The 24,372-nt window shown below is 73.2% G+C and carries 17 protein-coding genes; 8 read left to right on the top strand and 9 right to left on the bottom strand.

The genetic code is table 11. The features are described 5' to 3' along the window. Nucleotides 1–25: 25 nt before the first annotated feature. Nucleotides 26–1,375, bottom strand: a complete 1,350-nt coding sequence (locus AB0M99_RS02135; RefSeq protein WP_365916593.1) for an LCP family protein — start codon at nucleotides 1,373–1,375, stop codon at nucleotides 26–28. 106 nt (nucleotides 1,376–1,481) lie between these two features. Here AB0M99_RS02135 and AB0M99_RS02130 point away from each other — a divergent pair, with 106 nt between their 5' ends. Then, complete coding sequence (locus AB0M99_RS02130) at nucleotides 1,482–2,024, top strand: acyl-CoA thioesterase (RefSeq protein ID WP_365916591.1); 543 nt, start codon at nucleotides 1,482–1,484, stop codon at nucleotides 2,022–2,024. 118 nt (nucleotides 2,025–2,142) lie between these two features. Continuing rightward, nucleotides 2,143–3,651: a glycosyltransferase family 39 protein gene (locus AB0M99_RS02125; protein ID WP_365916589.1), complete on the top strand. Its 1,509-nt coding sequence runs from the start codon at nucleotides 2,143–2,145 to the stop codon at nucleotides 3,649–3,651. A gap of 18 nt (nucleotides 3,652–3,669) precedes the next feature. Here the strand turns inward: AB0M99_RS02125 and AB0M99_RS02120 are convergent, their stop codons facing one another. Then, entirely contained in the window at nucleotides 3,670–5,109 is a 1,440-nt protein-coding gene (locus tag AB0M99_RS02120) for an LCP family protein (RefSeq protein WP_365916896.1), read from the bottom strand. Between the two features lie 226 nt (nucleotides 5,110–5,335). Between AB0M99_RS02120 and AB0M99_RS02115 the strand changes: the two genes are divergently transcribed. Beyond that, nucleotides 5,336–6,361, top strand: coding sequence for a glycosyltransferase family 2 protein (locus tag AB0M99_RS02115; protein WP_365916587.1), 1,026 nt, complete (start codon nucleotides 5,336–5,338; stop codon nucleotides 6,359–6,361). A gap of 92 nt (nucleotides 6,362–6,453) precedes the next feature. Here the strand turns inward: AB0M99_RS02115 and AB0M99_RS02110 are convergent, their stop codons facing one another. The 4 genes from AB0M99_RS02110 to AB0M99_RS02095 form a co-directional block, all read right to left on the bottom strand. Next, entirely contained in the window at nucleotides 6,454–7,962 is a 1,509-nt protein-coding gene (locus AB0M99_RS02110) for an LCP family protein (protein WP_365916895.1), read from the bottom strand. A 264-nt stretch (nucleotides 7,963–8,226) separates the two neighbouring features. After that, complete coding sequence (locus tag AB0M99_RS02105; RefSeq protein ID WP_365916585.1) at nucleotides 8,227–10,002, bottom strand: LCP family protein; 1,776 nt, start codon at nucleotides 10,000–10,002, stop codon at nucleotides 8,227–8,229. A 224-nt stretch (nucleotides 10,003–10,226) separates the two neighbouring features. After that, nucleotides 10,227–11,420, bottom strand: a complete 1,194-nt coding sequence (locus AB0M99_RS02100) for an LCP family protein (protein ID WP_365916583.1) — start codon at nucleotides 11,418–11,420, stop codon at nucleotides 10,227–10,229. A gap of 169 nt (nucleotides 11,421–11,589) precedes the next feature. Beyond that, on the bottom strand, nucleotides 11,590–12,342 hold the full coding sequence (locus AB0M99_RS02095) for a TIGR03089 family protein (RefSeq protein WP_365916581.1): 753 nt from the start codon (nucleotides 12,340–12,342) through the stop codon (nucleotides 11,590–11,592). A gap of 139 nt (nucleotides 12,343–12,481) precedes the next feature. Here AB0M99_RS02095 and AB0M99_RS02090 point away from each other — a divergent pair, with 139 nt between their 5' ends. Continuing rightward, nucleotides 12,482–13,879, top strand: coding sequence for a peptidoglycan recognition protein (locus tag AB0M99_RS02090; RefSeq protein ID WP_365916579.1), 1,398 nt, complete (start codon nucleotides 12,482–12,484; stop codon nucleotides 13,877–13,879). A gap of 291 nt (nucleotides 13,880–14,170) precedes the next feature. Next, nucleotides 14,171–15,190, top strand: a complete 1,020-nt coding sequence (locus tag AB0M99_RS02085) for a DNA-3-methyladenine glycosylase 2 family protein (RefSeq protein ID WP_365916577.1) — start codon at nucleotides 14,171–14,173, stop codon at nucleotides 15,188–15,190. 15 nt (nucleotides 15,191–15,205) lie between these two features. Here AB0M99_RS02085 and AB0M99_RS02080 read toward each other — a convergent pair whose 3' ends face one another. From AB0M99_RS02080 to AB0M99_RS02070, 3 genes are read right to left on the bottom strand one after another with little or no spacing between them, the layout of a single operon-like run. Continuing rightward, nucleotides 15,206–16,534, bottom strand: coding sequence for a coenzyme F420-0:L-glutamate ligase (locus AB0M99_RS02080; protein WP_365916575.1), 1,329 nt, complete (start codon nucleotides 16,532–16,534; stop codon nucleotides 15,206–15,208). Next, complete coding sequence (cofD, locus tag AB0M99_RS02075) at nucleotides 16,531–17,490, bottom strand: 2-phospho-L-lactate transferase (protein WP_365916573.1); 960 nt, start codon at nucleotides 17,488–17,490, stop codon at nucleotides 16,531–16,533. Before cofD ends, AB0M99_RS02080 begins: the two co-directional genes overlap by 4 nt. 28 nt (nucleotides 17,491–17,518) lie before the next feature. Continuing rightward, entirely contained in the window at nucleotides 17,519–18,037 is a 519-nt protein-coding gene (locus tag AB0M99_RS02070) for a cysteine dioxygenase family protein (RefSeq protein WP_365916571.1), read from the bottom strand. Between the two features lie 655 nt (nucleotides 18,038–18,692). On the opposite strand from AB0M99_RS02070, the gene AB0M99_RS02065 reads away from it, so the two are divergent. From AB0M99_RS02065 to AB0M99_RS02055, 3 genes are all read left to right on the top strand, one after another. Beyond that, on the top strand, nucleotides 18,693–18,956 hold the full coding sequence (locus AB0M99_RS02065) for a WhiB family transcriptional regulator (protein WP_003983763.1): 264 nt from the start codon (nucleotides 18,693–18,695) through the stop codon (nucleotides 18,954–18,956). Nucleotides 18,957–19,218: 262 nt separating this feature from the next. Then, complete coding sequence (locus AB0M99_RS02060; RefSeq protein WP_365916569.1) at nucleotides 19,219–22,884, top strand: glycosyltransferase family 2 protein; 3,666 nt, start codon at nucleotides 19,219–19,221, stop codon at nucleotides 22,882–22,884. Continuing rightward, nucleotides 22,881–24,371, top strand: coding sequence for a DUF5719 family protein (locus tag AB0M99_RS02055; RefSeq protein WP_365916567.1), 1,491 nt, complete (start codon nucleotides 22,881–22,883; stop codon nucleotides 24,369–24,371). Before AB0M99_RS02060 ends, AB0M99_RS02055 begins: the two co-directional genes overlap by 4 nt. Nucleotide 24,372 lies beyond the last annotated feature (1 nt).

Below are 24,372 nucleotides of genomic sequence, written 5' to 3'. Positions count from 1 at the left end.
CCGGGCAACTCGGCCGCGGGCGCCCTCAGTCCCCGCGGACGGTGACCTTCTCGTCGTTCTGGATCTGCTTCACCAGCTGCTGCACCTTGGCCTTGTCCCACACCAGGTTGCCACCGCGCTGCCCGGAGATGGGCATGTTCATCGAGACGCCGTCGCCGCCGTTGATGCCCTTCATCGCGAAGAACATCTGGCCCATGTCCCACAGGGACATGTCCTTGTCCACGATGAGCGTGTCCAGACCCGCGCCCAGCATCGGGTACAGCGCGAAGGGGTTGATGATCGTCGAGGGCGTCGCCGCCTGGTTGGCGAGCGCCGACAGGAACTTCTGCTGGTTCTTCGTCCGCTGGAGGTCCGACTCGGCGAAGGCGTACCGGGTGCGGACGTAGGCCAGCGACTGCTCGCCGTTCAGCGTCTGTTTGCCCGCCTTGAAGTCAGCGCCCGACTTCTCGTCCTTGAAGCCCTGCTCGATGTCCAGCTCCACACCGCCCAGCGCGTCGACGATGTTCGCGAAGCCGGCGAAGCCGATCTCCGCGTAGTGGTCGATGCGCAGACCGGTGTTGTACTCCACCGTCCGCACCAGCAGTTCGGGGCCGTCCTCCGCGTACGCCGCGTTGAGCTTGGTCCGCTTGCCCGTGCCGGCGTACTTCTTCCCGCTGTCCGAGCCGACGAAGGAGGGGATCTCCACGTCCGAGTCGCGCGGCAGCGAGACCATCGTGTTCCCGCTGGAGCACTTCGCCAGGATCATCATCGAGTCGGTCCGCTTGCCCTCGGCCGAGCCGGTGTGGAGCTTCTTCTTCTCCTCGTCGGACATGCCCTCGCGGCTGTCGGAGCCCACGATCAGGTACGTCGTGCAGTCGCCCTCCTTCGGGCGCTCGATGACCTTGGAGAGGTCCACCTCGCGGCGCACATTGGAGTCGGCCCAGAAGTACGTGCCGATACCGGTCACCAGCAGCGCCGAGACCAGCACGATCGAGCCGATCTTGATCCGCTTGCGCCAGTCCGGGGCCGGACCGGGCGCACCGCCCGGCCTGCGCGGGCCCCCCGGGCCCGACGGGGACTGCGGCGGGATGCCCTGGCCGCCGCCCGGGGGGGACCCGTAGACCTGGCCCGTGTTGTAGCCGCTGTCGTACCCGCCGTACGTGTCGTGGCTCTGCGCCTGCTGCTGCGGTACGCCGTACCCGGGCGCGGGCGGCCGCGCCGGGCGGTTCGGGGGCTGGGCCGGCCGCTGCCGCGGGGGCTGCGGCTGCTGCGGCCGCTGGACGTGGCGCATCCGCCGCGCGCCTTCCGGCTGCGCCCGGTCGCTGCCGCGCCCGTACCCGTCATCGCGGCGGCCGCGGTCCTCTCGGTCGCCGTTCCACCCGTCCCAGTCACTCATGTGCCCAAGAATGCCTGCCCGGGCGGGCCCGCCGACAGGGCGGGCGGGTGTTCGTACCGGTGCTGTTGCAGAGCTGATGCCTCGGCGACGCACTTAAGGTGGTCGCATGACAGAGATACCGGGCGAGGTGCCGGGCAAGCCGATCTCGGCCTCCCGCACCACCCTGAGCCACATCATGACCGCCAACGACACCAACCTCCTGGGCACGGTGCACGGCGGCGTGATCATGAAGCTGGTGGACGACGCGGCGGGCGCCGTGGCCGGCCGCCACTCCGGGGGCCCCGCGGTCACCGCCTCCATGGACGAGATGGCCTTCCTCGCCCCGGTCCGGGTCGGCGACCTCGTCCACGTGAAGGCGCAGGTCAACTGGACCGGCCGGTCCTCCATGGAGATCGGCGTACGGGTCCTCGCGGAGCGGTGGAACGAGTCCACCCCCGCCACCCAGGTCGGCAGCGCCTACCTCGTCTTCGCGGCCGTCGACGTCGAGGGCAAGCCCCGCGTGGTCCCGCCCGTCATCGCGGAGACCGAGCAGGACGAGCGGCGCAACCAGGAGGCCCAGATCCGCCGCACCCACCGCCTCGCCCGCCGTCAGGCGATCATGGAACTGCGCGAGCGCCGGGCCGCCGAGGGCTTCGACGGGGACGCGTAGACGGCGCCCGGGCCCGCGTGGACGGCGTCCGCCCCCGCGTAGACTCGTGAGCCGACGTCCGGCTCCGCCTGAGCAGAGGCGTTCCCGAGAACCGGCTCTGCTGCGGAGAAGCCCCCTCATGCCGACTGCCACCCAGCCTTCCCCCGCGCCCGCGGACACGCCCGCCCCCGGCGGCCGCCGGGCCGGGCATCCGTCGCGCCGCATACCCGGACCCGACTGGCTGTGGGCGACCCTGCTGACCCTCGCCGTCGGCGTCGTCAAGATCGGCAGCGCCCAGCCCTGGCGCGACGAGCTGGCCAGCTGGTACGCCGCCTCGCGCAGCACCGGCGAGCTGATCGACATGCTGGGCCACGTGGACGCCGTGTCCGGCCTCTACTACCTGCTGCTGCACGGCTGGATCTCCCTCTTCGGCGACTCCGAGGCCGCGCTCCGCCTGCCCTCGGCCCTCGCCATGGCCGGCGCCGCGGCCTTCGCGGTGCTGACCGCGCGCAAGCTGTTCGACCGCCGCACCGCCGTCTTCACCGGCCTGCTCTTCGCCTTCCTGCCGTCCGTCTCCCGGTACGCGCAGGAGGCCCGCTCGTACGCGTTCGCCGTGCTCGCGGTCACCGCCGCGACCTGGCTGCTGCTGCGCGCGCTGGAGCGGCCGACCCCCCGGCGCTGGGCCCCGTACGGCCTCGCCGTCGCGCTGGCCGGGCTGTTCCACATGGTCTCGCTGCTGTTCCTGCTGCCGCACGCCCTGATCGTGCTGCTCCGTTGGCGGCGCGACCGCCGCGGGCGCACCCTCGCCGGCTACGCGGTGACCGTCGCCGTCGCGCTGCTCCCCGTCGTCCCGCTGGTGCTGCTCGGCCGGCAGCAGGTCGGCCGGCAGATCGGCTGGCTCAAGGCCCCGCACCTGCGCAGCCTCGCCGACCTGTGGAACGGCCTCTTCGGCTCCCCGCTCGTCGCGCTCGCCGTCGCCGCCGTGGCGCTGCTCCCGCTCGCCTGGAGCCGCGGCCGGCGCCCCGCCGGGGAACTCGTGCTGATCGGCGCGGTCCCGGTGGCCGCCGCCTGGGTGGTCTCGCAGGGCAGCACCTCGTACTTCATCGACCGCTACCTGCTCTTCACGATGCCCGCCTGGGTCGTGCTGGCCGCCGCCGGGCTCGCCGCCCTGCGGCCGCGGCAGGCCGGGGTGGCCGGGCTGGCCGCGCTGATCCTGCTCGGGGTCCCCGACCAGCGCCAGATGCGTACGACGGGCGGCAGGGTCGGCGCCGACGGGCAGGCCGCGGCGGACGTCATCGCCAAGGGCTACCGGCCCGGCGACGGCTTCGTCCCCGTCCGCGGCGAGGACCGGGTCTACATGATCGACCTCCAGGTCGAGTACTTCCTGCCCCCGCGGGTCCGCCTGCGCGACGTCTTCGCCGAGCGTTCCGCGGTCGCCGCCGACGACCTGTTCCCGGTGGAGTGCCCGCAGCCCGCACAGTGCCTCGGCACCACCGCACGGGTGTGGGTCGTCACCTGGGGCGGCACGCAGGACCCGTACAACAAGCTCCCCGAGGCCCAGGCCGAGGCGCTGCGCAGCCACTACAAGGTGGTCGAGAGCAAGAAGGTGCGCGGTCTGCGCGTCTCCCTGCTGGAGCGCACGAAGTAGGGACGGCCGCGGGGCCCGCTACTGCCCGCACACCACCTGGTCGCCCGTGACCACGCCGAACTCGCCCTGGTACGGGTCCTCCGCGCGCACCGCCACCACCTTGCGGTAGTCGGCGCCCGCGATCACCACGACCGTGCGGCCCTGCCCCGCGACGGCCCGCAGCTCGCTGCCGGGCAGCGCGGTCGAGACGGTACGGGCGGTGCGGTCCCAGCGCGGGTCGTACGTGATCACCGTGCGCTTCACGTCACGGCTGGCGGCGTTCCCCGGAGCCCGGGTGGTGTCGAAGCCGGTGGCGCGCAGCGCGGCGTCCACCCGGCCGCCGAGCCCGTCGATCCGGGTGCCGTTCTCCACCTGCACCCGGACCTGCTGCGGGGCCACGTCCACCGGTACCGCGGGCTGTGGCCGCGCGGGCCGGCCGCCGGGCGCGGCCGCCGGTGCCAGCGGGCGGTCGTCGCGCAGCGCCTGGAACAGCTTCGCGGCCTTCGGCTCGTCCCACTTCACCGTGGAGCCGATGCCCTTCACCCGGAAGGAGGGGTTGCCGATCGGCACCGAGGCGAACTCCGAGGAGGACGGGGTGAAGTCCCGCATCGCCTGTCCGAGGGCCAGCATCTGCTCCGAGCCGAAGTCCTTGTCGGCGCGCACGGAACCGAGCAGGGTGGAGCTGACCTGCTTGAACTTGACCGGATTGAGCAGGACGCCACCGCTGGTGGACTCGTGGATCAGGGCCGCGACGAACCGCTGCTGACGCTGCATCCGGCCGAGGTCGGAGGCGCCGTCCACATGGCGCGAGCGCACGTACTGCAGGGCCTGTCCGCCGCTCAGGCGGTGGGTGCCGGGCAGCAGGTCGAGGCCGGTGTTCGGGTCGCGCATGGTCTTGGCGGTGCAGATGTCCACCCCGCCGAGCGCGTCGACCGTCTTCATGAAGCTGGTGAAGTCGACCTCCAGGTAGTGGTCGATCTTCACCCGGGTCATGTTCTCCACGGTGCGCACGGTCAGGTTGGGCCCGCCCTCGGCGTAGGCGGCGTTCAGCTTCAGGGGATGCGCCTTGTGCGTCTTGCCGGTGACCAGGTCCTGATGGGCGGGGACCTCGGCGTAGCTGTCGCGGGGGAGGCTGATGACGCTCGCCCGCCCCTTGTCGGCCGAGATGTGCACCAGCATGATCGTGTCGGTGCAGTGGCAGGGCGCGCCGCCCAGGCGGTACTCGCGCTTCTCCTCGCTGCTGATCTTCTCGCGGCCGTCGGTGCCGACCAGCAGGAAGTTCACCCCGTGCCCGGCCTGCGGGCGGTTCTTCATGTCCTTGAAGGGGTCCACCCGTTCGATCCCGGTGTCCAGCCCGGTCATCACGGCGTGCCCGACGGCCCCGGAACCCAGCACCAGCACCGCCAGCCCGCCCGCGATCCGGACCCCCCACCGGGGCCCGTCCGCCCGGCGCCGGACCGCCGGACCGCCGCCCGTCATTCGCTGGGCGCGCTGCGGTGGCCTGGCGGGACGGGTGGAACGGTGCGGCTGGGGCACGGGGACACCTCCGCGGGGCAGTAGGGCAGCGGGGCAGCAGGCACATTCGGCTGATTCGTCAGAACAGTAGGCCCATACGATCAGCCTCTGTCCGTACCGCTCGTCCGCCGCGCACCCGTTTCCCCCGTACGCGGTAACGTGACACCGATACCCGACCTTGAAGGACCACATGCCCGCCCAGCAGCCCGCAGTCTCGGTGATCATGCCGGTGCTCAACGAGGAGCGCCACCTGCGTGACTCCGTCCGCCACATCCTCGGACAGGAGTACGCCGGCGAGATGGAGGTGGTGATCGCGCTGGGTCCGTCCACGGACCGCACCGACGAGATCGCCGCCGACCTGGTACGGGAGGACCCCCGCGTCCACACCGTGCCGAACCCCACCGGCCGCACCCCCGCCGCCCTCAACGCCGCCATCAAGGCCTCGCGTCACCCCATCGTGGTACGCGTCGACGGCCACGGCATGCTCTCCCCGAACTACATCGCCACCGCGGTCCGACTCCTGGAGGAGACCGGCGCGCAGAACGTCGGCGGCATCATGCACGCCGAGGGCGAGAACGCCTGGGAGGACGCCGTCGCCGCCGCGATGACCTCGAAGATCGGCGTCGGCAACGCGGCCTTCCACACCGGCGGCCAGGCCGGCCCCGCCGAGACCGTGTACCTCGGCGTCTTCCGCCGCGAGGCGCTGGAGCAGCAGGGCGGGTACAACGAGGAGTTCATCCGCGCCCAGGACTGGGAGCTGAACTTCCGCATCCGCGAGGCCGGCGGCCTCATCTGGTTCTCGCCCGAGCTGAAGGTCCAGTACCGCCCGAGGCCCTCCGTACGGGCCCTGGCCAAGCAGTACAAGGACTACGGGCGCTGGCGCCACGTGGTGGCCCGCTACCACTCCGGCTCCATCAACCTGCGCTACCTCGCCCCGCCGACCGCCGTCTGCGCCATCGCCGCAGGCGTGGTCGCGGGCGCGGCCCTCACCCCGTGGGCCTTCGCGATTCCGGCCGGCTACCTCGCGGCGATCACCGCCGGATCGGTCCCGGCCGGCAAGGGGCTCCCGCTCAAGGCCCGGGCGCAGATCCCGGTCGCCCTGGCGACGATGCACATGTGCTGGGGCTTCGGCTTCCTGACCAGCCCGCGTTCGCTGGCGAACAAGGTCATCGCGAGCCGCCGCCCGTCGGTGCGCCGCGACCCCAGCGAGGTCTGAGCGGGGGCGCGCACGGCCCCGCGTACGCGAAAGGGGTGACCCGGTCCGGGAGGACCGGGTCACCCCTTTCGCATGACCCGCGCCGTCTCAGCTCACCAGCGGTAGGGCTTGTAGACGTCCATGCACGCCCCGCTGTCCGCGCCGTTGAGCGCATCGGCCGACTCCGGGACCGCGCCGGCCTCGGGCGCGGGCTGCTGCGGGTAGAGGTTGCCCTCCCGCCAGTCCGCGCCCACCACGAGGGTGATCCTGGTGGCCCCGGCGGCCTTCTGCACCGAGCCGGCCGGAATCCCGAGGGCCGCCGCCACGCTCTGCGCGTCGGCCGCCTGGGCGTCCGTGGCGTAGCGGACGACCGTGGTCTTCTCCGGGGTGGTCTTGGTGTCCGCCTTGGCCAGCGCGAACCCCTTGGAGACCAGCTGGCCCGCGACGACCGTGGCGCGCTTGGGCACCGGCGTGGCTCCGGCCCCGGTGCCGTTGACCACCTGCACGGCGATCTTCGCCGGGTCGGTGGTCGGGGCCTTGGGGGGCTCGGTGGCCGGCGCCGACGGGGAACCGCCCGTGGTGGGCTGGCCGCTCTGGGCCGGGGCGGCGGGTTCGCCGTTGGAGTCCATGGCGATGTCCTTGCGGAGCATCGTCCACATCTTCTCGGCGTCCTTGGGGTTGACGACCACCCGGTTCTTGTCACCCGGGGCTTCCAGCACCGGGATCGTGGTCATCGTGATGCGGTTGACCGGTACGTCCTTGAGCAGCAGGGAGAGGTCGAGGAGCTTCTTGACCGACCCGATCTCCTCCGACACCCTCAGCGACTTCGTGGCCGCCTCCGCCAGGCCCGTGAGGCGGGGGATGTCGGTGAAGGCGTTCTGGCTCTTGAGCCCCCGCATCATCGAGTTCATGTACATGTGCTGGGCCTTGGCCCGGCCCATGTCACTGCCGAAGGCGTGCCGGGTGCGCAGCCACTGGAGCGCCTGCTCGCCCTGGACCCTGGTGGTGCCCGCCTTCAGCTTGAGGCCGGAACCGCCCGTCCCCGACCCCGGCTCCGACTGGTCGAAGACGTTCTGGTTGACGCAGACGTCGACGCCGCCGATGGCGTCGGCCATGCTCACGACACCCGCGAAGTCGATCATCATCCAGTGGTCGATGTAGACGTTGGTCAGCTTCTCCCAGGTGGCCAGGGTGCAGCCGGGACCCCCGTTGGCGAGGCTCTCGTTGATCATCGTCTTGGTGGCCTTGTACTTCGTGCCCGACTTGGGATCGGTGCACTCCGGGATGTCCACGATGGTGTCGCGCGGAACGGAGGTGACCGAGGCGTTCTTCCGGTCGGCGGAGATGTGGATCAGCATCTGCACGTCGGCCCGCGCGGGGTCGCCGATGTTGTCCCAGCCCCCACCGAGTTTCGCGTTCTCCTCGTCGCGGATGTCGGAGCCGAGCATCAGGATGTTGATCGGACGCCGGCCCGCGGCGTCGGCCTCGCTCTTGGCGACCCCGCTGTCACCGCTCAGGCGCTGGCCGCTGCGGATGTTGCCGTTGAGGTGGCGGTAGTAGAGGTAACCGGCCGCCGCCGTCCCGAGTATGAGGAACGCCAGCACCGAGGAGACCCAGCGCAGGACGCGCCGTTTGCCCCGCCGGGTGCGGCGGCTGCCACGGCGTCTGCGCGAGGAGGCGCTCCGCTGTGGGGGTACCGCGTCGGACGCGTCCGCACGGCCGTCGGATATGCCCTCGGCGCCCTGGGCGGGCGCCCCCTCCCCTCGCACGCTGCTGTGCCTCACGCGTACCCCCCTTGCATTCCCTGTGTGGTCGGTATTGTGCCGGTCCGACCTGTCCCGGCCCGGCATTTGGCGATCATGGTCGCCCGGTGGCCCCCCGGCCGGTCACTTCGCGCAGATCGCCTTGTCCGCCTCGACCCGCTGGACGCCCTCGGGGGCCTTCTGCGGGGCCGTCTGGGACACCCCGGCCCCCTTGAAGTCGGCGCCCAGCGTCAGCTTCATCGGGGTCTTCGCGGAGGCGTCCGCCGTACCCGGCTTCAGCGCCGAGGCCGGGAGTCCCATCATGTCCGCCAGCGCCCTGGCCTGGTCCGCCTGGTTGGGCGCGTACTCCAGCTGCGTGGTGGGGACCTTGGCCGGGGCGTTGCCGCGGTTGCTGGCCTTGGACACGCCCTTGGTGTTCTGCAGCCAGGTCAGGGTGCCGGAGGCGGAGCCCGCGGGGCCGCCGCCGTTGTAGATGTCCACCCGTACGTCCTTGGCGGGGGCACGGCTGCCCTGGAGCAGGGCGTCCTGCTTGTTCTTCTCCTCGGCGTTCGCGGCGTCGGCCGCGTCCTTGGCGGCCTGCTCCTTCTGCTCGACCTCCGTGAGGGAGACGTCCCCGCGGATCATCTGCAGCAGCGGATCGGCCTGCGCCGGATTCACGACGACGGTCGCCTTGACCTTCTCCGCGGGATTGTCGAGTACGGGAAGAGTGGTGAAGGTGATGTTCTTGAGGTCGATGTCCTTCAACTCACCCGCGAGATCCGTGAGTTTGTCGATCGACCCTATCCCGGAGTCCACGCTCAGCGATTTGGTCGCCGCCTCCGCGAGGGAGAAGAACTTCTTCGGACTGGTCAGGGTCTGCTTCGACTTCATCTCGCGCATCATCGAACCGAGGAACTGCTGCTGGGTCTTGATGCGGTCGAGGTCGCTCTCATTGCCGAAGGCGTGCCGGGTCCGTACGAAGGCCAGCGCCTGCTCGCCCTCCAGCCGGTGCTCGCCCGCCGACAGCTTCAGCTTGGAGTCCTCGTCGTCGACGGCCTTCTCCACGCAGACCGGGACCCCGCCGACCGCCGTGCTCAGGTTCTTCACCGCGTTGAAGTCGGCCATCATGAAGTGGTCGATCTGGATCCCGGTGATCTCCTTGACCGTACGCATCGTGCAGCCCGGGTCGCGGCCCGCCTGGCCGAGGCTCGTGTTGAAGCGGACCCCGCGCTCACCGGGGATGTTCTTCGTCGTACCGTCCGGCTGCTTGGTCGGGCAGGACGGGACGTTGGTGATCAGGTCGCGCGGGATGGACAGCGCGGTGGCGTTGGAGCGGTCCTTGGAGACGTGGAAGAGGATCGTGGTGTCGGCGTGCCCGACGCTGCCGGAGTCCCCGTAGCCCTCGTTGCCCTCGCCGCTGCGCTTGTCGGTGCCGATGACCAGGATGTTGAAGGCCTGGTCCTTCTTGAAGCCGCCGCTCGTCCCGGCGTCGCCGACGTCGGTGACGTTCAGGTTGCCGTTCAGGTGCTCGTAGTAGAGGTACGCCGCGACCGAGCCGCCGACCAGCAGGAACGCCAGGGTCGCGCCCGTGATGACCAGGACCTTCTTCTTGCGGCCGCCGCCGTCCTTGCGTGAACGGCCGCCGCGCCGTCCGCCGCCGGGAGGCCCGTCACCGCGGCGCGGCCCGGGGACCGCCGGTGAAGGGGACGGGGCAGCGGGCGCGCCCGGAGCCGGGGCGCCACGGCGCCCTGCCTGGCGGGGAGCCTGGTCGGAAGGCGCTCTGCGGGGGGCGGCGACGGACGCCTGCGCTTGCGCAGGGGAATGGTCCAGTTGCAGTTCGTAGTTGCCTGTGCGGGGGTTGAGCACCCACTGGTCTGCGGGGTCGATCTCGTCGGCCCGCCCACGGCTTTGCGCATCCACGGTTGCTCGAATCCTCCGTCGGTGCTTCGCGATGCGCCTCCCCCCAGGCGCCCGGTCAACGATCCGGCTGCTGGTGCACGGCCTCTTTGCTGGCCGGGGCACCGGATCGCTCACCTTATCCGGCCAGGTCAGCCGCAAACCATGCTGGTGACAAATTCCACTCCCCTTATAACGGGCCAATCACCTCAAGCAGCTCGGTTCGGTGTCCGGCTTTTGGGATTGCTTTACCGGCAGTCGGCGGTGCCGGCCGTGGTGCCCGTGAATGTGGGGACCGGTGCGGGGGTGTTCTCGGCGGGGGCGGAGGGGCTGCCCTCGGCCGCCGTGGCGGTGCGGGGGCTGGGCTCCGGCTCGGGCGGGGTCACCGTCACCGGCTTGTCGGCCCGCAGCTGCTGGAACAGCCGGTTCGCGTCCGGCTCCAGCAGCTCGTCCCGGTTCGGGTCCACGGAGCTCGGGCGGCGCGGCACCGTCAGGAACTTGACCTGGTCGGTCGGTATGCCCCTTACGCCCCTTACGAGTTCGTACAGCCCGCGCAGCGACGCCAGTCCCGGGTCCGTGGTCACCGAGGAGGTCGCCGCGTCCAGCAGCGGGTAGAGCCGCGCCGGGTTCAGCAGTACCCCGTTGCTCTGCACCTTCTTGACCAGCGAGCCGAGGAACTGCTGCTGGCGCTGCATCCGTTCCGTGTCGCTGCCGTCACCCAGGCTGTAGCGGGCGCGGACGAAGCCGAGCGCCTGCTCGCCCTGGAGCGTCTGCCGCCCGGCGGGCAGCTTCAGCTTGGCCTCAGGGTCGTTCACGGGCTCCTTGAGGCAGACCTCGACCCCGCCGACGGCGTCGACCATCTTCTTGAACCCGCCGAAGTCCAGCACCATGTGGTGGTCGATGCGGATCCCGGTCAGCTTCTCGACCGTACGGATCGTGCAGGCGGCCCCGCCCCACTGGAACGCCCAGTTGAACTGCGCCGTCCGCTCCGTGGTGCGCTGCCCGTCGGGCCCCAGGCAGCTCGGGATCTCCGCCATCAGGTCCCGGGGTATCGACACGGCCGTCGCGCTCCTGCGGTCGGCCGGCAGGTGCAGCAGGATCGCGGTGTCCGAGCGCTGGGTGCCCCCGTCCTGGCCGTAGCGGGCGTTCTCCAGGCCCGAGCGCGAGTCCGAGCCGATCAGCAGGATGTTCTGCGCGCCGCCCGCGAGGTGCGTCGGGCGGTCCCGCTCGTAGCGCCGCAGCTCGGAGGCGGCCGAGGTGTCCTCGGTGATGTTCCCGTCGAGCTTGGTGTAGAGCCACCACCCGGCGGCCGCCCCGGCGAGGACCAGCAGGGCCAGCACGAGGCCGATCCAGCGCAGCAGGCGACGCCGACGGCTGCGCGGAGGCTTCGGAGTGCCTCCGCCGCCCTCGGTGCCGCCCGGTATGCCCGCGCTGTCCGTCACTCGCGTTCCGTCCCCTCACCGCCGTGGCACGACCAGCCGTACGGGTGAGTACGGCTTCCTGCCCGATCCTGCCCCCGGGCGGCCGGGGCGGCCCGGGGGCAGGGCCCCGTACAGGGCCATGTGGGTGACAAATCGCGCGTTGTCGCTGTTGGGCGAAGTGGGTGAGGGGCTACTGGGCGGTGTGGGTGACGCGCTCGCTCTCGGTCCGCTGTGCCAGGCCGTCCGCCGACAGCCGGTCGAGGTTGCGGCACAGAACCACCGAACCGCCGGCGGCCAGCGCGGCGAAGAGCCCCGCCGAGAGCCCTTCCCAGGTGTCGTAGCCGAGCCCGGACAGCATCCGCGAGCCGTCCTTGAGGCCGAGCTCCGCCGCGTCCTCGCGGGCCCGCTCGCAGATCCGGGCGTACGAGAGCTCCTCGCCCCGCACCACCAGCCCCGGGCCGTCGGCGTCGACCGGCGCGAAGGGCGCGAACCGGTCGCCCTGCCCCGGCACCTCCACGGCGTAGTCCGCGAACCCGGCGGGCGGCTGCGGGAAGCGCCCGCCCAGCGGCCGCAGCGCCAGCGCCACCCGCTCGCCCGGGCACGCGGCGGCCTCCTCCAGGGTGTCGGGCCCGCTCACGACGAGGTCGGCACCGGCCGGATCCCCGCCCACCTCGGCCACGACCCCGACCGAGGCGCAGGCGAGCAGCCACACGGCGCTCTGCCAGTGCGCCGGGAGCATCAGCGCGAGCCGGTCGCCCGGCTCGGCGCCCAGGTCGCCCTGGAGCAGATTGGCGGTCTTGGCCACCCAATTGGCGAAGGTGGCGACGGACAATTCGACGCGCTCGCCCGTGGCGTCGTCGTAGAAGGTGACCAGAGGGCGGCCCGGATCGGCGGCGAGCGCGGATCGCAGCAGGTCGGCAGGGGTGCGGTCGGTGGCGTTCACGCACCAGAGCCTACGCGGGCCGCTCCGCCGTACGGCGGCAGCACGCTCCCCCGTACGGGGTAGGCGTACGGGCCGCCGATCAGACGGTGTGTCAGTTCTCGGATGGCGAGCGCCGCCGGGAGTACTCAGCATCCTTTCCATGCGTGGATTCCTTGCTTCCCCGATCGGCGTCGCGACGGCAGCCGCACTGGCCCTGCCGCTCGTGCTCCCCACTACGGCCCTGGCCGCCCCCCTCCCGGGCGTGGTCACCCCGGTGGCTCCCGCCGGGTCCACCCAGTCCCTGCCCCTGGTCCCGCTGGGACCGGCCGCCGAGTCCCCCGGCGTCCCGGGCATGAGCACCTCACCCCGCCTGCCGGAGACGCAGGGCCTGGCCGCGCGCGAGGTCACGACGTTCTCGTTGGTCGGCGTCGTATGGGACGACGCGAGCACCCAGCTCTTCGGCCGCGTCCAGGTCCGTACCCGCTCCGCGTCGACCGCGGTCTGGTCCGACTGGCAGGACGTCGAGACCCACAACAGCGAGCACGCCGCCGACCCCGACACGCCGGAACGCGGCTCCGGCCGGGTCCGCGGCAGCACCGCCCCGCTGTGGGTCGGCGAGTCCGACGGCGTGGAGGTACGCGTCCAGGCGGAGCCCGGCAGCAACCGCGCGGCGGGCCGCCGGCTGCCGTCGGGCATGCGCATCGAGCTGGTCGACCCCGGCGCGACGGACGGCCGTCCGGCGGCGGGCGACGGCAAGAACGGCGCCCCGACGGGTGACGACAAGGGCGATCTCGTGCTGCTGCCGGGCATGACGATGGAGATGGCGGAGTCCTCCGCCGTCAACGTCCCGATGGCCCCGCTCGGCGCGAACGAGATCCCCGCGCTCAACAAGGCCGACTCCACCGCCGACGCGGTCCTGGCCGACGACACGCTCGAACAGGTCGCGCGCCCGTTCATCGGGCCGCGCCCGCGCATCGTCACCCGCAAGGGGTGGGGCGCGGACGAGAGCCTGCGCGAGAAGGCCTTCGTCTACACGAACACGGTCAAGGCGGCGTTCGTCCACCACACCGCCTCCGGCAACAACTACGCCTGCAAGGACGCCCCGGCGGTGCTGCGCAGCCTGTACCGCTACCACGTGGTCAGCAGCGGATGGCGCGACATCGGCTACAACTTCGCCGTCGACAAGTGCGGCACGGTGTACGAGGGGCGCGCGGGCGGCGTCGCCAAGGCGGTGCTCGGCGCGCACACCATGGGGTTCAACACGGACAGCATGGGCATCGCGGTGATCGGCTCGTTCGGCTCCACGGCCCCACCGGCGGTCTCCGTGAAGGCGGTGGCGCAGCTGACTGCGTGGAAGCTCGGCCTCTTCGGGGCGGATCCGCGGGCGAAGACGACTCTGACGTCGGGCGGCGGCAACCGGTACCCCAAGGGCCAGAAGGTTTCGCTGAACGTCATCTCGGGCCACCGGGACGGCTTCGCGACGGAATGCCCCGGCAAGCGGCTCTACAGCGAGCTCCCCCCGACCCGCGTCTCCTCGGCGAAACTCCAGGGCCGCTAACGGCACGCCCCGGACGCAGACGGGGCGGGTCGCGCAAACCGCGCCCCGGCCCCGCCGGTCCGGCTCATGGTGTCCGGGCCGCAGCGTCGGGCACGCAGCGTCGGGCACGCGGCGCCCGGGCCCCGGCGCCCGGGCACGCGGCGCCCGGGCCCCGGAGTTCGGGCCCCGGAGTTCGGCTCGCGCCGCCCGGCCCCGCCGTCGTCCGGGGCGGCGCTGTCCGGGGCATGGTGTCCGGGGCGCGGGCCGGGCGCAGGCCCGGGTGTGTCGGCCCGCGGCGCTACGCTCGAAGGCATGGCCGGCCGCTTCGACCCCCTCACCCGTACCGCCGTGCGCGGCGGCCGCACCGACGTGCCCCGGGCCACCGCTAACGCCACCCCCGGTGCCAAGGCCCGCACCTGGAGCCCCGACGGCCCCCTGGACCTCGGCCTCACCCTCGGCCCGCTCCGGCGCGGCCCCGGCGACCCCACCTTCCGCACCACCCCCGACGGCTCCGTCTGGCGGGGCTGCCGGACCCCCGCCGGCCCCGCCACGCTCCGGGTCGCCGCCCACGGCACCGCCGTGCACGCCGAAGCCTGGGGCCCCGGCGCCGACTGGGTCCTCGACGAACTGCCCGCCCTGCTCGGCGCGGACGACGACCCGGCCGCCTTCGTCCCGCGCCACCGGCTCCTGCACGCCAGCCACCGCCGCCGCCCGGGCCTGCGCCTGACCCGTACCGGGCTGGTCCTGGAGTCCCTGATCCCGACCGTGCTGGAGCAGAAGGTCACCGCCGACGAGGCGTACCGCGCATGGCGCCGGCTCGTACGGCAGTACGGCGAGCCCGCGCCGGGCCCCGGCCCCGGCCCCGGCCCCGGCCCCGCCCCGCGGGACCTGTACGTGATGCCCGACCCCCGAACCTGGGCCCTGATCCCGTCCTGGGACTGGCACCGGGCCGGCGTAGACGCCAAGCGCTCCGCGGCCATCGTCCGGGCCGCCCGCGTCGCCGGCCGCCTGGAAGAGGCGGCCGCCATGGACCTGCCCGAGGCCGTACGGAGGCTGGAGGCCGTCCCCGGCATCGGCCCCTGGACCTCCGCCGAGACCCTCCAGCGCAGCAACGGCGCCCCCGACGCCGTCACCACCGGCGACCTGCACCTGCCGGGCATCGTCGGCTACGCGCTGGCCGGCGACCGCGACGCCGACGACGCCGCGATGCTGGAGCTCCTCGCCCCGTACGCCGGCCAGCGCCACCGCGCCGCCCGTCTCATCCTCCTCGCCGGAGCCGCCCCGCCCCGGCGCACCCCGCGGATGCCCCGCGGGGACATCGGCCGGCTCTGACCGCCCCCGGCCCGGCTACCGCACCTCGATGAACCGTTCCGCCTCGCGCGCGGGCCGCTCCGCCGGAGCCGAGGCCGGGTGTCCCACGGCCACCGCCCCCATCGGGTCCCAGTCGTCCGGCAGCCCGAGCACCTTGCGCACGACGTCCCGGCAGAACATCGTCGAGGACACCCACGCCGAACCCAGCCGCTCCCCGGCCAGCGCGACCAGGAAGTTCTGCACGCCCGCGCCCATCGCGACCACGAACATCTCCCGCTCCGCCGCGTCCCGGCGCGCGTGCCCGTAGTCGTGCGCGCCGTCCGTCACCAGGCACGGCACCACCAGGTACGGGGCGGCCCGCAGGACGTCGCCGCGCCGCACCCGCTTCGCGATGGACTCCGGGGACTTGCCGTCCCGCCGCAGGTCCTCGATCCACGCGTCCCGCATCGCGTCGAGCAGCTCCAGCCGCGCCGCGGCCGACTCCAGCAGGACGAACCGCCACGGCGTCGTGTGGTGCGGGGCCGGGGCCGTCACGGCGGCCGCCACCGCGCGGCGGACCGCGCCCGGGTCGACCGGGTCGGCGGTGAAGGCCCGTACCGTACGGCGCTGCGTCACGGCCTCCCGTACCGCCTCCGAGGTGCCGAGGCGGAACATGTCGTCGGCCGGCGAGCGGACCAGGTCCCGCGCCGAGGAGCCCTCGCCCAGTACGTGGGCCAGCCCGCGCACCACCGCCACCGGCAGGCCGGCGGCCTTGCCCTTGACCAGGTCCCCGGCGCCGGCCAGTTCGTCGGCGGTGGCCACAACCGTCGCGCTCAGCGGGTTGCCGTGCGCGTCCGTACCGCCGCGCAGGTCGTCCAGGACCCGCACCCCGGCCGAGCCGATCGCGACGTCGGTGAGCCCGGTGCGCCACGGCCGCCCGAAGGTGTCCGTCACCACGACCCCGACGTCCACGGACAGCAGCTCCCGCAACCCGGCCCGGATGGCGCGCGCCGAGGCGTCCGGGTCCTCGGGCAGCAGCAGCACCGTGCCGGGGGCCGTGTTCGAGGCGTCCACACCGGCCGCGGCCATCACCAGGCCCTGGCGGTTCTCGACTATGCGCAGGGTTCCGCGCCGCGCGACCACCCGTACGGTCTCCGCGTCTATGGCGTCCTCGCGCGAGTCGGCCCGGGTGATGCGGCCCTCCGCCTTGGAGACGATCTTCGAGGTGACCAGCAGGACGTCGCCGTCCCGCAGGCCCGGCTCGGCGGCCGCGATCAGGCGCGCCAGGTCGTCGCCGGGTCGGACCTCGGGGATCCCGCCGAGGGCCCGGACCTCGTACGAGGGACCGGGCGCGCCGGAGGCCCCGCGCTCGCCGGGGGCGGTCACCGGGAGGCCTCCGCGAGTTCCAGCGCGGCCCGGGCCATGTCGGCGGTGGCGGCCAGGTCGGTCATCATCAGCGGCACCGCCCGGCAGCCGATCCCGGCCGCCTCCACCTCGGGGACGGCGGCCGCGTCGGCGGTGTCGACGAGCCAGCCGTCGAGCAGCCCGGTGCCGTAGTGCAGGGCGACCGCGGCGGCGGTGGACTCGACGCCCACCGCGGCGAGCACCTTGTCGGCCATGCCGCGCACGGGCGCGCCCCCGACGATGGGGGAGAGGCCGACCACGGGCGCCTGCGCGGAGGCGACGGCCTCCCGGATGCCGGGGACGGCCAGGATGGTGCCGACCGAGACCACGGGGTTGGACGGCGGGAAGAGGATCACGTCGGCGGCCGCGATGGCCTCCAGCACGCCGGGCGCGGGCTTGGCCTGCTCGGCGCCCACGGGGACGACGGCCTCCGCGTCCACCGAGGCGCGCATCCGGACCCAGTACTCCTGGAAGTGGATGACCTTGCGCTCGCCGGTGCCGGCGTCGGTGATCGCGACGTGGGTCTCGACCCGGTCGTCGGACATGGGCAGCAGCCGGACCCCGGGCTGCCAGCGGTCGCAGAGGGCCTCGGTGACGGCGCTGAGCGGGTAGCCCGCGCCGAGCATCTGTGTACGGACGATGTGGGTGGCGAAGTCGCGGTCGCCGAGGCCGAACCAGGTGGGTCCGACCCCGTACGCCGCGAGTTCCTCCTTGACGGTGAAGGACTCGTCGGTGCGGCCCCAGCCCTGGTCCTCGTTGATGCCACCGCCGAGGGTGTACATCACCGTGTCCAGATCGGGGCACACCTTCAGCCCGAACAGGTGAATGTCGTCACCGGTGTTGCCGATGACCGTGATGTCCGCGTCGGGAACCGCGGCTTGGAGTCCGCGGAGGAAACGGGCGCCGCCGATGCCGCCGGCCAGAACAACAATGCGCATGCAGCGCAGTCTGTCAGGCCGCGTGCCGTCAGACGGAGACGGCCTCCGGCCTGGCCGGGGAGCAGTTGTGCATCGGCATCTCGGTCAGGCCGGGGAAGTACACGTGCAGGCTGACCGCGCCGTCGAGGCTGTCGTTGACGACCTCGTGGGCGTAACCGGGGGCGAAGACGCGCTGGGCGCCGGCGCGCAGGTTGAGGGGGCCGCGGGAGGGGTTCGCCGCGTGCTCGGTGAGCTCGCCGTCGAGGACGGTCAGCACTCCGGAGGAGGCGCCGTGGTCGTGCAGGCCGCTGCCCTGGCCGGGGACCCAGCTGAGCAGCCAGACCTCGTACCCGGGGCCGGTGCGCAGCCGGTGGTACCAGCGGGTGGTGGCGTCGTATTCGACGAGGTGCTCCCACTCGGAGCGGTTCTCGGCGATGGAGCGGGCGAGGCCGGCGAACTCGGCGACGGTGGCCGGGTGTTCGCGGGCGGGCTGCAGGAGGTGCTGCACGGAGAGGATGTCGCCGGCGATCTGGAGGTCGCTCTCGACGGTGAGGGGGGTGCTGTTCATCGTGGGGGAGTCCTCGACGGATGTCAGTGGTGCTGGCGGTTGCTGTGGGGGCGGGCCGGAGCTCTGGGGAGCCGAAGCTCCGAAGGCATCAACAGCCGCAACAGCAACAGCGAACCTGGGCAGCCCACAGGAACCCACGAATGGGGGTCCGGGAGGCGGCTGAGGTCACTGACATGGCAACAAGGAGAGCGGGTCGGGGTGGGGACTGTCAACCCAATGTCCGATTTGGTCCAAAAGTTTCACCTCATCCGGTTAGTGTGTGCGGAGAAAGGTTTGTGCAGTCCGCGCCAGGGGATGTGGCGCTCCAAGCCGCCGCGGTCACCGCATTGGGGGCGCTTCCAAACCGGTCGTCGCCACACCGTGGCCGAAATGTGATCCACACCGCTTCTTCGGCCGGATCGGAACCCCACCACAGAGTGACGCGTCGACTACTGGAGAGGGAGTGGCCCTTGCGATGTCTATGGCATGTGTCACGATTTTTGGCGATATGAACACTTTCTGCATAGGCTTGGTTCCGCAGAGTGAATAAGGGGCCCAATAGCAGATCTCGGCTTGACTGCGCCGGAGCCCCCCACTTGTAATTTCACTCGTGTCGTTACCTGGCGATCAGTAACGGCAACACCACGGGGACGCACAGACAGAGCGAGGGGCGCACATGACCGAGCTGTTTCAGGAACTGCTGGTCGAGGAGGCGGACGAGGAGCTCGGATGGCAGGAGCGCGCACTGTGCGCCCAGACCGACCCCGAGTCCTTCTTTCCCGAGAAGGGCGGCTCCACCCGCGAGGCCAAGAAGGTCTGCCTGGCCTGTGAAGTCCGCTCCGAATGCCTGGAGTACGCCCTCGCCAACGATGAGCGGTTCGGCATCTGGGGCGGCCTGTCCGAGCGCGAGCGCCGTCGCCTGAAGAAGGCAGCGGTCTGAAACTGCCCCGGCGCTCGCTTCCCGGCGCCCACGGCACATCCCATGACATATCAACCGCCGCGCACGGCATAGCCGACAGCACGGCGCACACCGCACGAGCACCACGGCAAGCACCGCAACGAGCTGAGCAAACGGTCCGCCTCCTGCACCTTCCCCGCTGGAGGCGGACCGCTGTGTTCCCAGCCGTTAGTGTGGGGCGCTGTCCAGCAGCCTCCGAGGGCACACCACCCCCGGACCCCCCGGCCGGAGGGCCCGTACCGCGATGTCCCTGCACAGCCAGTCGACGGCCTCCTACCAGGCTGCCGCCACACCAGAGTTCCCCCGGCACGTCGTCACCGCGGTGCTCGTCGCCCATGACGGCGCCCGCTGGCTGCCCCGGACGCTCGCCGGCCTCCTGGGCCAGGAACGCCCCGCCCAGAGCCACATCGCCGCCGACACCGGCAGCGCCGACGACTCCGCGCGCCTGCTGGGCGAGGCCCTGGGCGACGACCGCGTCCTGCACCTCGCCCGCCGCACCGGCTTCGGCGCCGCCGTCGACGAGGCCGCCCGCACCGCCGGCACCCTCACGCCCGAGGACCTCCCGTACCTCAAGCGCCCCTCCGGCTGGGACCCCGTCAGCCGCACCTGGCGCGACGACAACTACGACCTCCCCGAGCTGCCCCACGGCGAACCCGTCCAGTGGCTCTGGCTGCTCCACGACGACTGCGCCCCCGAGCCCGACGCCCTCGCCGAACTGCTGCGCGTCGCCGAGGAGAACCCCGACGCCGCCGTCATCGGCCCCAAGCTGCGCGGCTGGTACGACAAGAAGCAGCTCCTCGAAGTCGGCGTCACCATCGCCCGCAGCGGCCGCCGCTGGACCGGCCTCGACCGCCGCGAACAGGACCAGGGCCAGCACGACCAGGTCCACCCCGTCCTCTCCGTCTCCACCGCCGGCATGCTCGTGCGCCGCGACGTGTACGACGCCCTCGGCGGCTTCGACCGCCGACTGCCCCTCATGCGCGACGACGTCGACCTCTGCTGGCGCGCCCAGAGCGCCGGCCACAGCGTCCTCATCGCCCCCGACGCCGTCCTGCGCCACGCCGAGGCCTCCGCCCGCGAACGCCGCACCGTCGACTGCGCGGGCCGCACCACCGCCAGCCCGCACCGCGTGGACAAGGCCGGCGCCGTCTACACGATGCTCGCCAACAGCTCCGGCCGCGCGCTCCCGTACGTCCTGCTGCGCGTCCTCGTCGGCACCGTGCTGCGCACCCTCGCCTACCTCGTCGGCAAGGCCCCCGGCCAGGCCGTCGACGAGATCACCGGCCTCCTCGCCACCCTCCTGAGACCCGGCCGCATCCTGGCCGCCCGCAAGGCGCGCCGCCGCCCCGCCGTCCCCGCCAAGGAACTGCGCCCGCTCTTCCCGCCGCCCGGCGCCACCCTGCGCGCCAACGTCGAACAGCTCGCCGGCTACTTCGGCGCCGACCGCGACACCGAGGCCGCCGCCGGCCGCCACGGCGGCGCCGTCGAGTCCGGCCCGGGCGGGGACGACGCCGACTTCCTGGAGATCGAACAGTTCGCGCGCCTCAAGCGGATCGCGCGCAAGCCCGCGCCCGTCCTCTTCGCGCTCCTCCTGCTCGTCTCCCTGATCGCCTGCCGCTCCCTGCTCGGCGGCGGCTCCCTCATGGGCGGCGCCCTGCTGCCCGCCCCCGACAGCGGACTCGACCTCTGGCGCCGCTACACCGGCGACTGGCAGCCCGTCGGCACCGGCTCCACCACCGGCGCACCCCCCTACCTCGCCGTCCTAGGGGCGTTCTCCACCCTGCTGTTCGGCTCCACCGCCACCGCCCTGACCCTGCTGCTCGTCTGCTCGGTCCCGCTCGCCGGACTCGCCGCCTACTTCGCCTCCCGGCCGCTCGTCGAGTCCCGGCTGCTGCGCGGCTGGGCCGCCATCGCCTACGCCTTCCTCCCCGCCGTCACCGGAGCCCTCGCCGGCGGCCGCCTCGGCACCGCCGTCCTCGCGATCCTGCTCCCGCTCATCGCCCGCTCCGCCGTCGCGGCCTTCGGGTTCGCCGACTCCGAGACCACCGGCAGCTGGCGCGCGACCTGGACCTACACCCTCCTGCTGACGCTGGCCACCGCCTTCACCCCCGTGGTGTGGCCGCTCGCCGCCGTGCTGGGGACCGCCGCGCTCGTCATGCGCCGGGCGCGCTGGAAGGCGTACGGGCTGCGGCTCCTGGCCACCCTCGCCGTCCCGCTCCTCGTGCTCGCCCCCTGGTCGCTGAGCCTGCTCACGCACCCCGGCCGCTTCCTGCACGAGGCCGGACTGCCCTACGGCACCGGCTCCGCCACCGCCCTGGACCTCCTCGGGATCAGCCCCGGCGGGCCCAACACCGCAGGCGGAGCGGTGCTCCTCGGCATCGTCCTCGCCGCGCTGGCCGCCCTGGTGCGCTCCGACCGGCAGTTCGCCATCCGCACCGCCTGGGCCACCGCGCTGGCCACGCTGGTCCTCGCCGTCCTCCTCAACCGCACCGCCTGGGCCGGTCCCGCGACCCTCGTCTACGGGCTCGCCCTGCTGGCCGCCGCGGTCCTCGGGGCCGACGGAGCCAAGAACCGCGTCGCCGCCAGCAGCTTCGGCTGGCGCCAGCCGCTGGCCGCGCTCATCGGCCTCGCCGCCGCCGTCGGCCCGCTGCTCGGCGCGGCCGGCTGGATGTTCAACGGCGCCGACGGCCCGCTCCAGCGCCGCGACCCCGTCCAGGTCCCGGCCTTCGTCGCCGAGGAGAGCGGCACCCGCGACCAGGCCCGCACCCTCGTCCTCGGCGCCACCTCGCCCGCCTCGCTCTCCTACAGCCTGGTCCGCGGCTCCGGCGGGCACCTCGGTGACGCCGAACTCGCCGCCCAGGCCGGCAGCGACCCCCGCCTCGACAAGGTCGTCTCCAGCCTCGTCGCCGGCTCCGGCGCCGACCAGACCGACCAGCTCGGCGGCTTCGCCATCCGCTACATCCTGGTCCGCGACGGCGCCCCCCAGCAGATGCGCAAGGTCCTCGACGCCACCCCCGGCCTCAGCCGCCTCAGCCAGCTCGACGGCAGCGCCCTGTGGCGCGTGGACCGCCAGGTCGCACGCGTCGTGATCGCCTCCGGCAAGCCGGGCGAGGCCCCGATCCCGGTCGCCTCCGGCCCCGTCGAGGCCCACACCAAGATCCCGGCCGGCGAGGCGGGGCGCGTCCTGCGCGTCGCCGACCGGGCCGCCCCCGGATGGCAGGCCACCCTCGACGGCAAGCCGCTCAAGGCCAAGACCGTCGACGGATGGGCGCAGGGCTTCGAACTCCCGGCCGCCGGCGGCCGCCTCGACCTCGTCCACGAGGACGCCCTCACCCGGACCGCCTGGCACTGGGCGCAGGGCCTGCTCGCGCTGGTGCTGATCGTCATGGCCCTGCCCGGTCGCAGCGCCCGCCTCGACGACGACCTGCCCGAGGACGAGGCCGCCGTCCCGGCCCGGTCCGGACCGGGCGAAGGCGGGGAGGGCCGCCGCGCCCGCCGCCTGCGCGCCGAGTCCGAAGCCGCGTCCGCCTCGGAGGCGGCCGCCGCCGAGACCGCCGCCGCGGTCGCCGCCGACCCGTACGCACAGATCCCGGCGCAGCCGGCGTACGGGGAGGAGACGTACGCGTACCAGGCGTACGGGGACCAGGACGGCTACGCCTACGGCCGGCAGGAGCCCCAGCCCCAGCCGCCCCAGCAGCCGCCGTACCCCCCGGCCCCGGGCTACGAGCAGTACCCCGCGCCGGAGCAGCCGTACGCGGACCAGCCCTACCAGGACCAGCCGTACGGGCAGCAGCCGCAGCAGCCCCAGCCGTACGAGCAGCCGTACCAGCAGCAGTACCCCCACCCGTACGACCCGTACGACACCTACGGACAGCACGACCCGCGTCCGGACGGGAGCCCCCAGCAGTGAAGCGCGCACCCCTGACGCTCGCCGCCGTGGCCGCGGCGCTCGCCGCCGTCACCGGCATCGCCTCCCTCACCGCGCCCGCCGACGGTGCCGCCGCGGCCACGGACGGCAAGGCCCCGGCCGCCGCGGCGCGCATGCCCGTGGAGCGGTCGCTGCTGGTGTGCCCGGCGCCCAGCTCCTCCGACATCGCCGAGACCCTGTACACGGCGATCACCCCGGGTGCGGCCGCCGCCGGCGGCCAGGGCTCGGCCCGGCTGCTGGGCGCCACCAAGGACGCCAAGCAGGTGCTGGAGCTCAAGGAGCCCGGCAAGCCCGTCGGCGCCAAGGCCTCCGGCGCCGAGGCGCCCGCGCTCACCGGGAGCGCCGACGGGTTCCTCGCCCCCGGCTGGACCGCGCAGCAGACCACGGTGGTCTCGGTCGGCCGCGCGCGCGGTGTGCTCGGCGTCAGCTGCACCGCGCCCGGCACCGACTTCTGGTTCCCCGGGGTGAGCACCGCCAAGGGGCGCGAGGACTACGTCCACCTCACCAACCCCGACGACACCGCGGCCGTGGTGGACATCAAGCTGTTCGGCCCGGACGGGGTCCTCAAGCCCGACCAGGGCACCAGCGAGAACATCCGCATCGACCCGAGGTCCAGCAAGGCCATCTCCCTCTCCTCGCTCGCCCCGGGCGCCCAGATCGCGGACGTCACCGCCCACGTGACCACCCGCGCGGGCCGGGTCGGCGCCACCGCGCAGGCCGCCGAGGAGGGCGTCGGCGCCGACTGGCTGCCCGCCTCCGTCGACCCGTCGGGCTCGCTGGTGCTGCCGGGGATCCCGGCGGACGCCACCTCCGTACGGCTGGTCGCCTTCGCGCCCGGCGACGAGGACGCCGACCTCAGCCTCCGGCTCGCCGGCCCGGGCGGCTCCATCAGCCCGGCGGGCAGCGAGCAGCTGCACATCAAGGCGGGCATGACCGCGAGCGCCGACCTCAAGGACGTGACCCGCGGAGAGCCGGGCTCGCTGCTGCTGACCCCCGCCGAGGGCAAGCGGGCGATCCCGGTCGTGGCCGCGGTACGCGTGGTCCGCGGCAGCGGCGCCAAGCAGGAGCTCGGCTTCGTCCAGGCCTCCGCCCCGGTGGGCACCCGGGCCACCGTCGCCGACAACCGGACCGAGGAGAACGCGACGGTGCTGTCCCTGACGGCGGCGGGCGGCACCGACGCGAAGGTCAAGGTGACGGCCTCGCCCGGCACCGAGGGCGGCGAGGCGGCCTCCCAGGAGGTCACCGTCAAGGCGGGCACCACCCAGACGGTGGCCGTGGCCCCGGCCGGCGGCAAGGGCGCGTACGCGCTGACGGTGGAGACCCTCTCCGGCGGCCCGGTCCACGCGGCCCGGATGCTCACCATCCCGCGCGACGGCATCCCGATGTTCACCGTGCAGACCCTGTCCGACGACCACTCGACGGTCTCGGTCCCCAAGGCGACCCAGGACCTCTCGGTCCTGACCGACTGAC

Origin of the sequence: Streptomyces sp. NPDC051183 (genome assembly GCF_040682455.1) — a bacterium.
Classification (GTDB): Bacteria; Actinomycetota; Actinomycetes; order Streptomycetales; family Streptomycetaceae; genus Streptomyces.
Note: the sequence above shows the minus strand (reverse complement) of the source record. Positions and strands in the feature narration are given on the sequence as shown.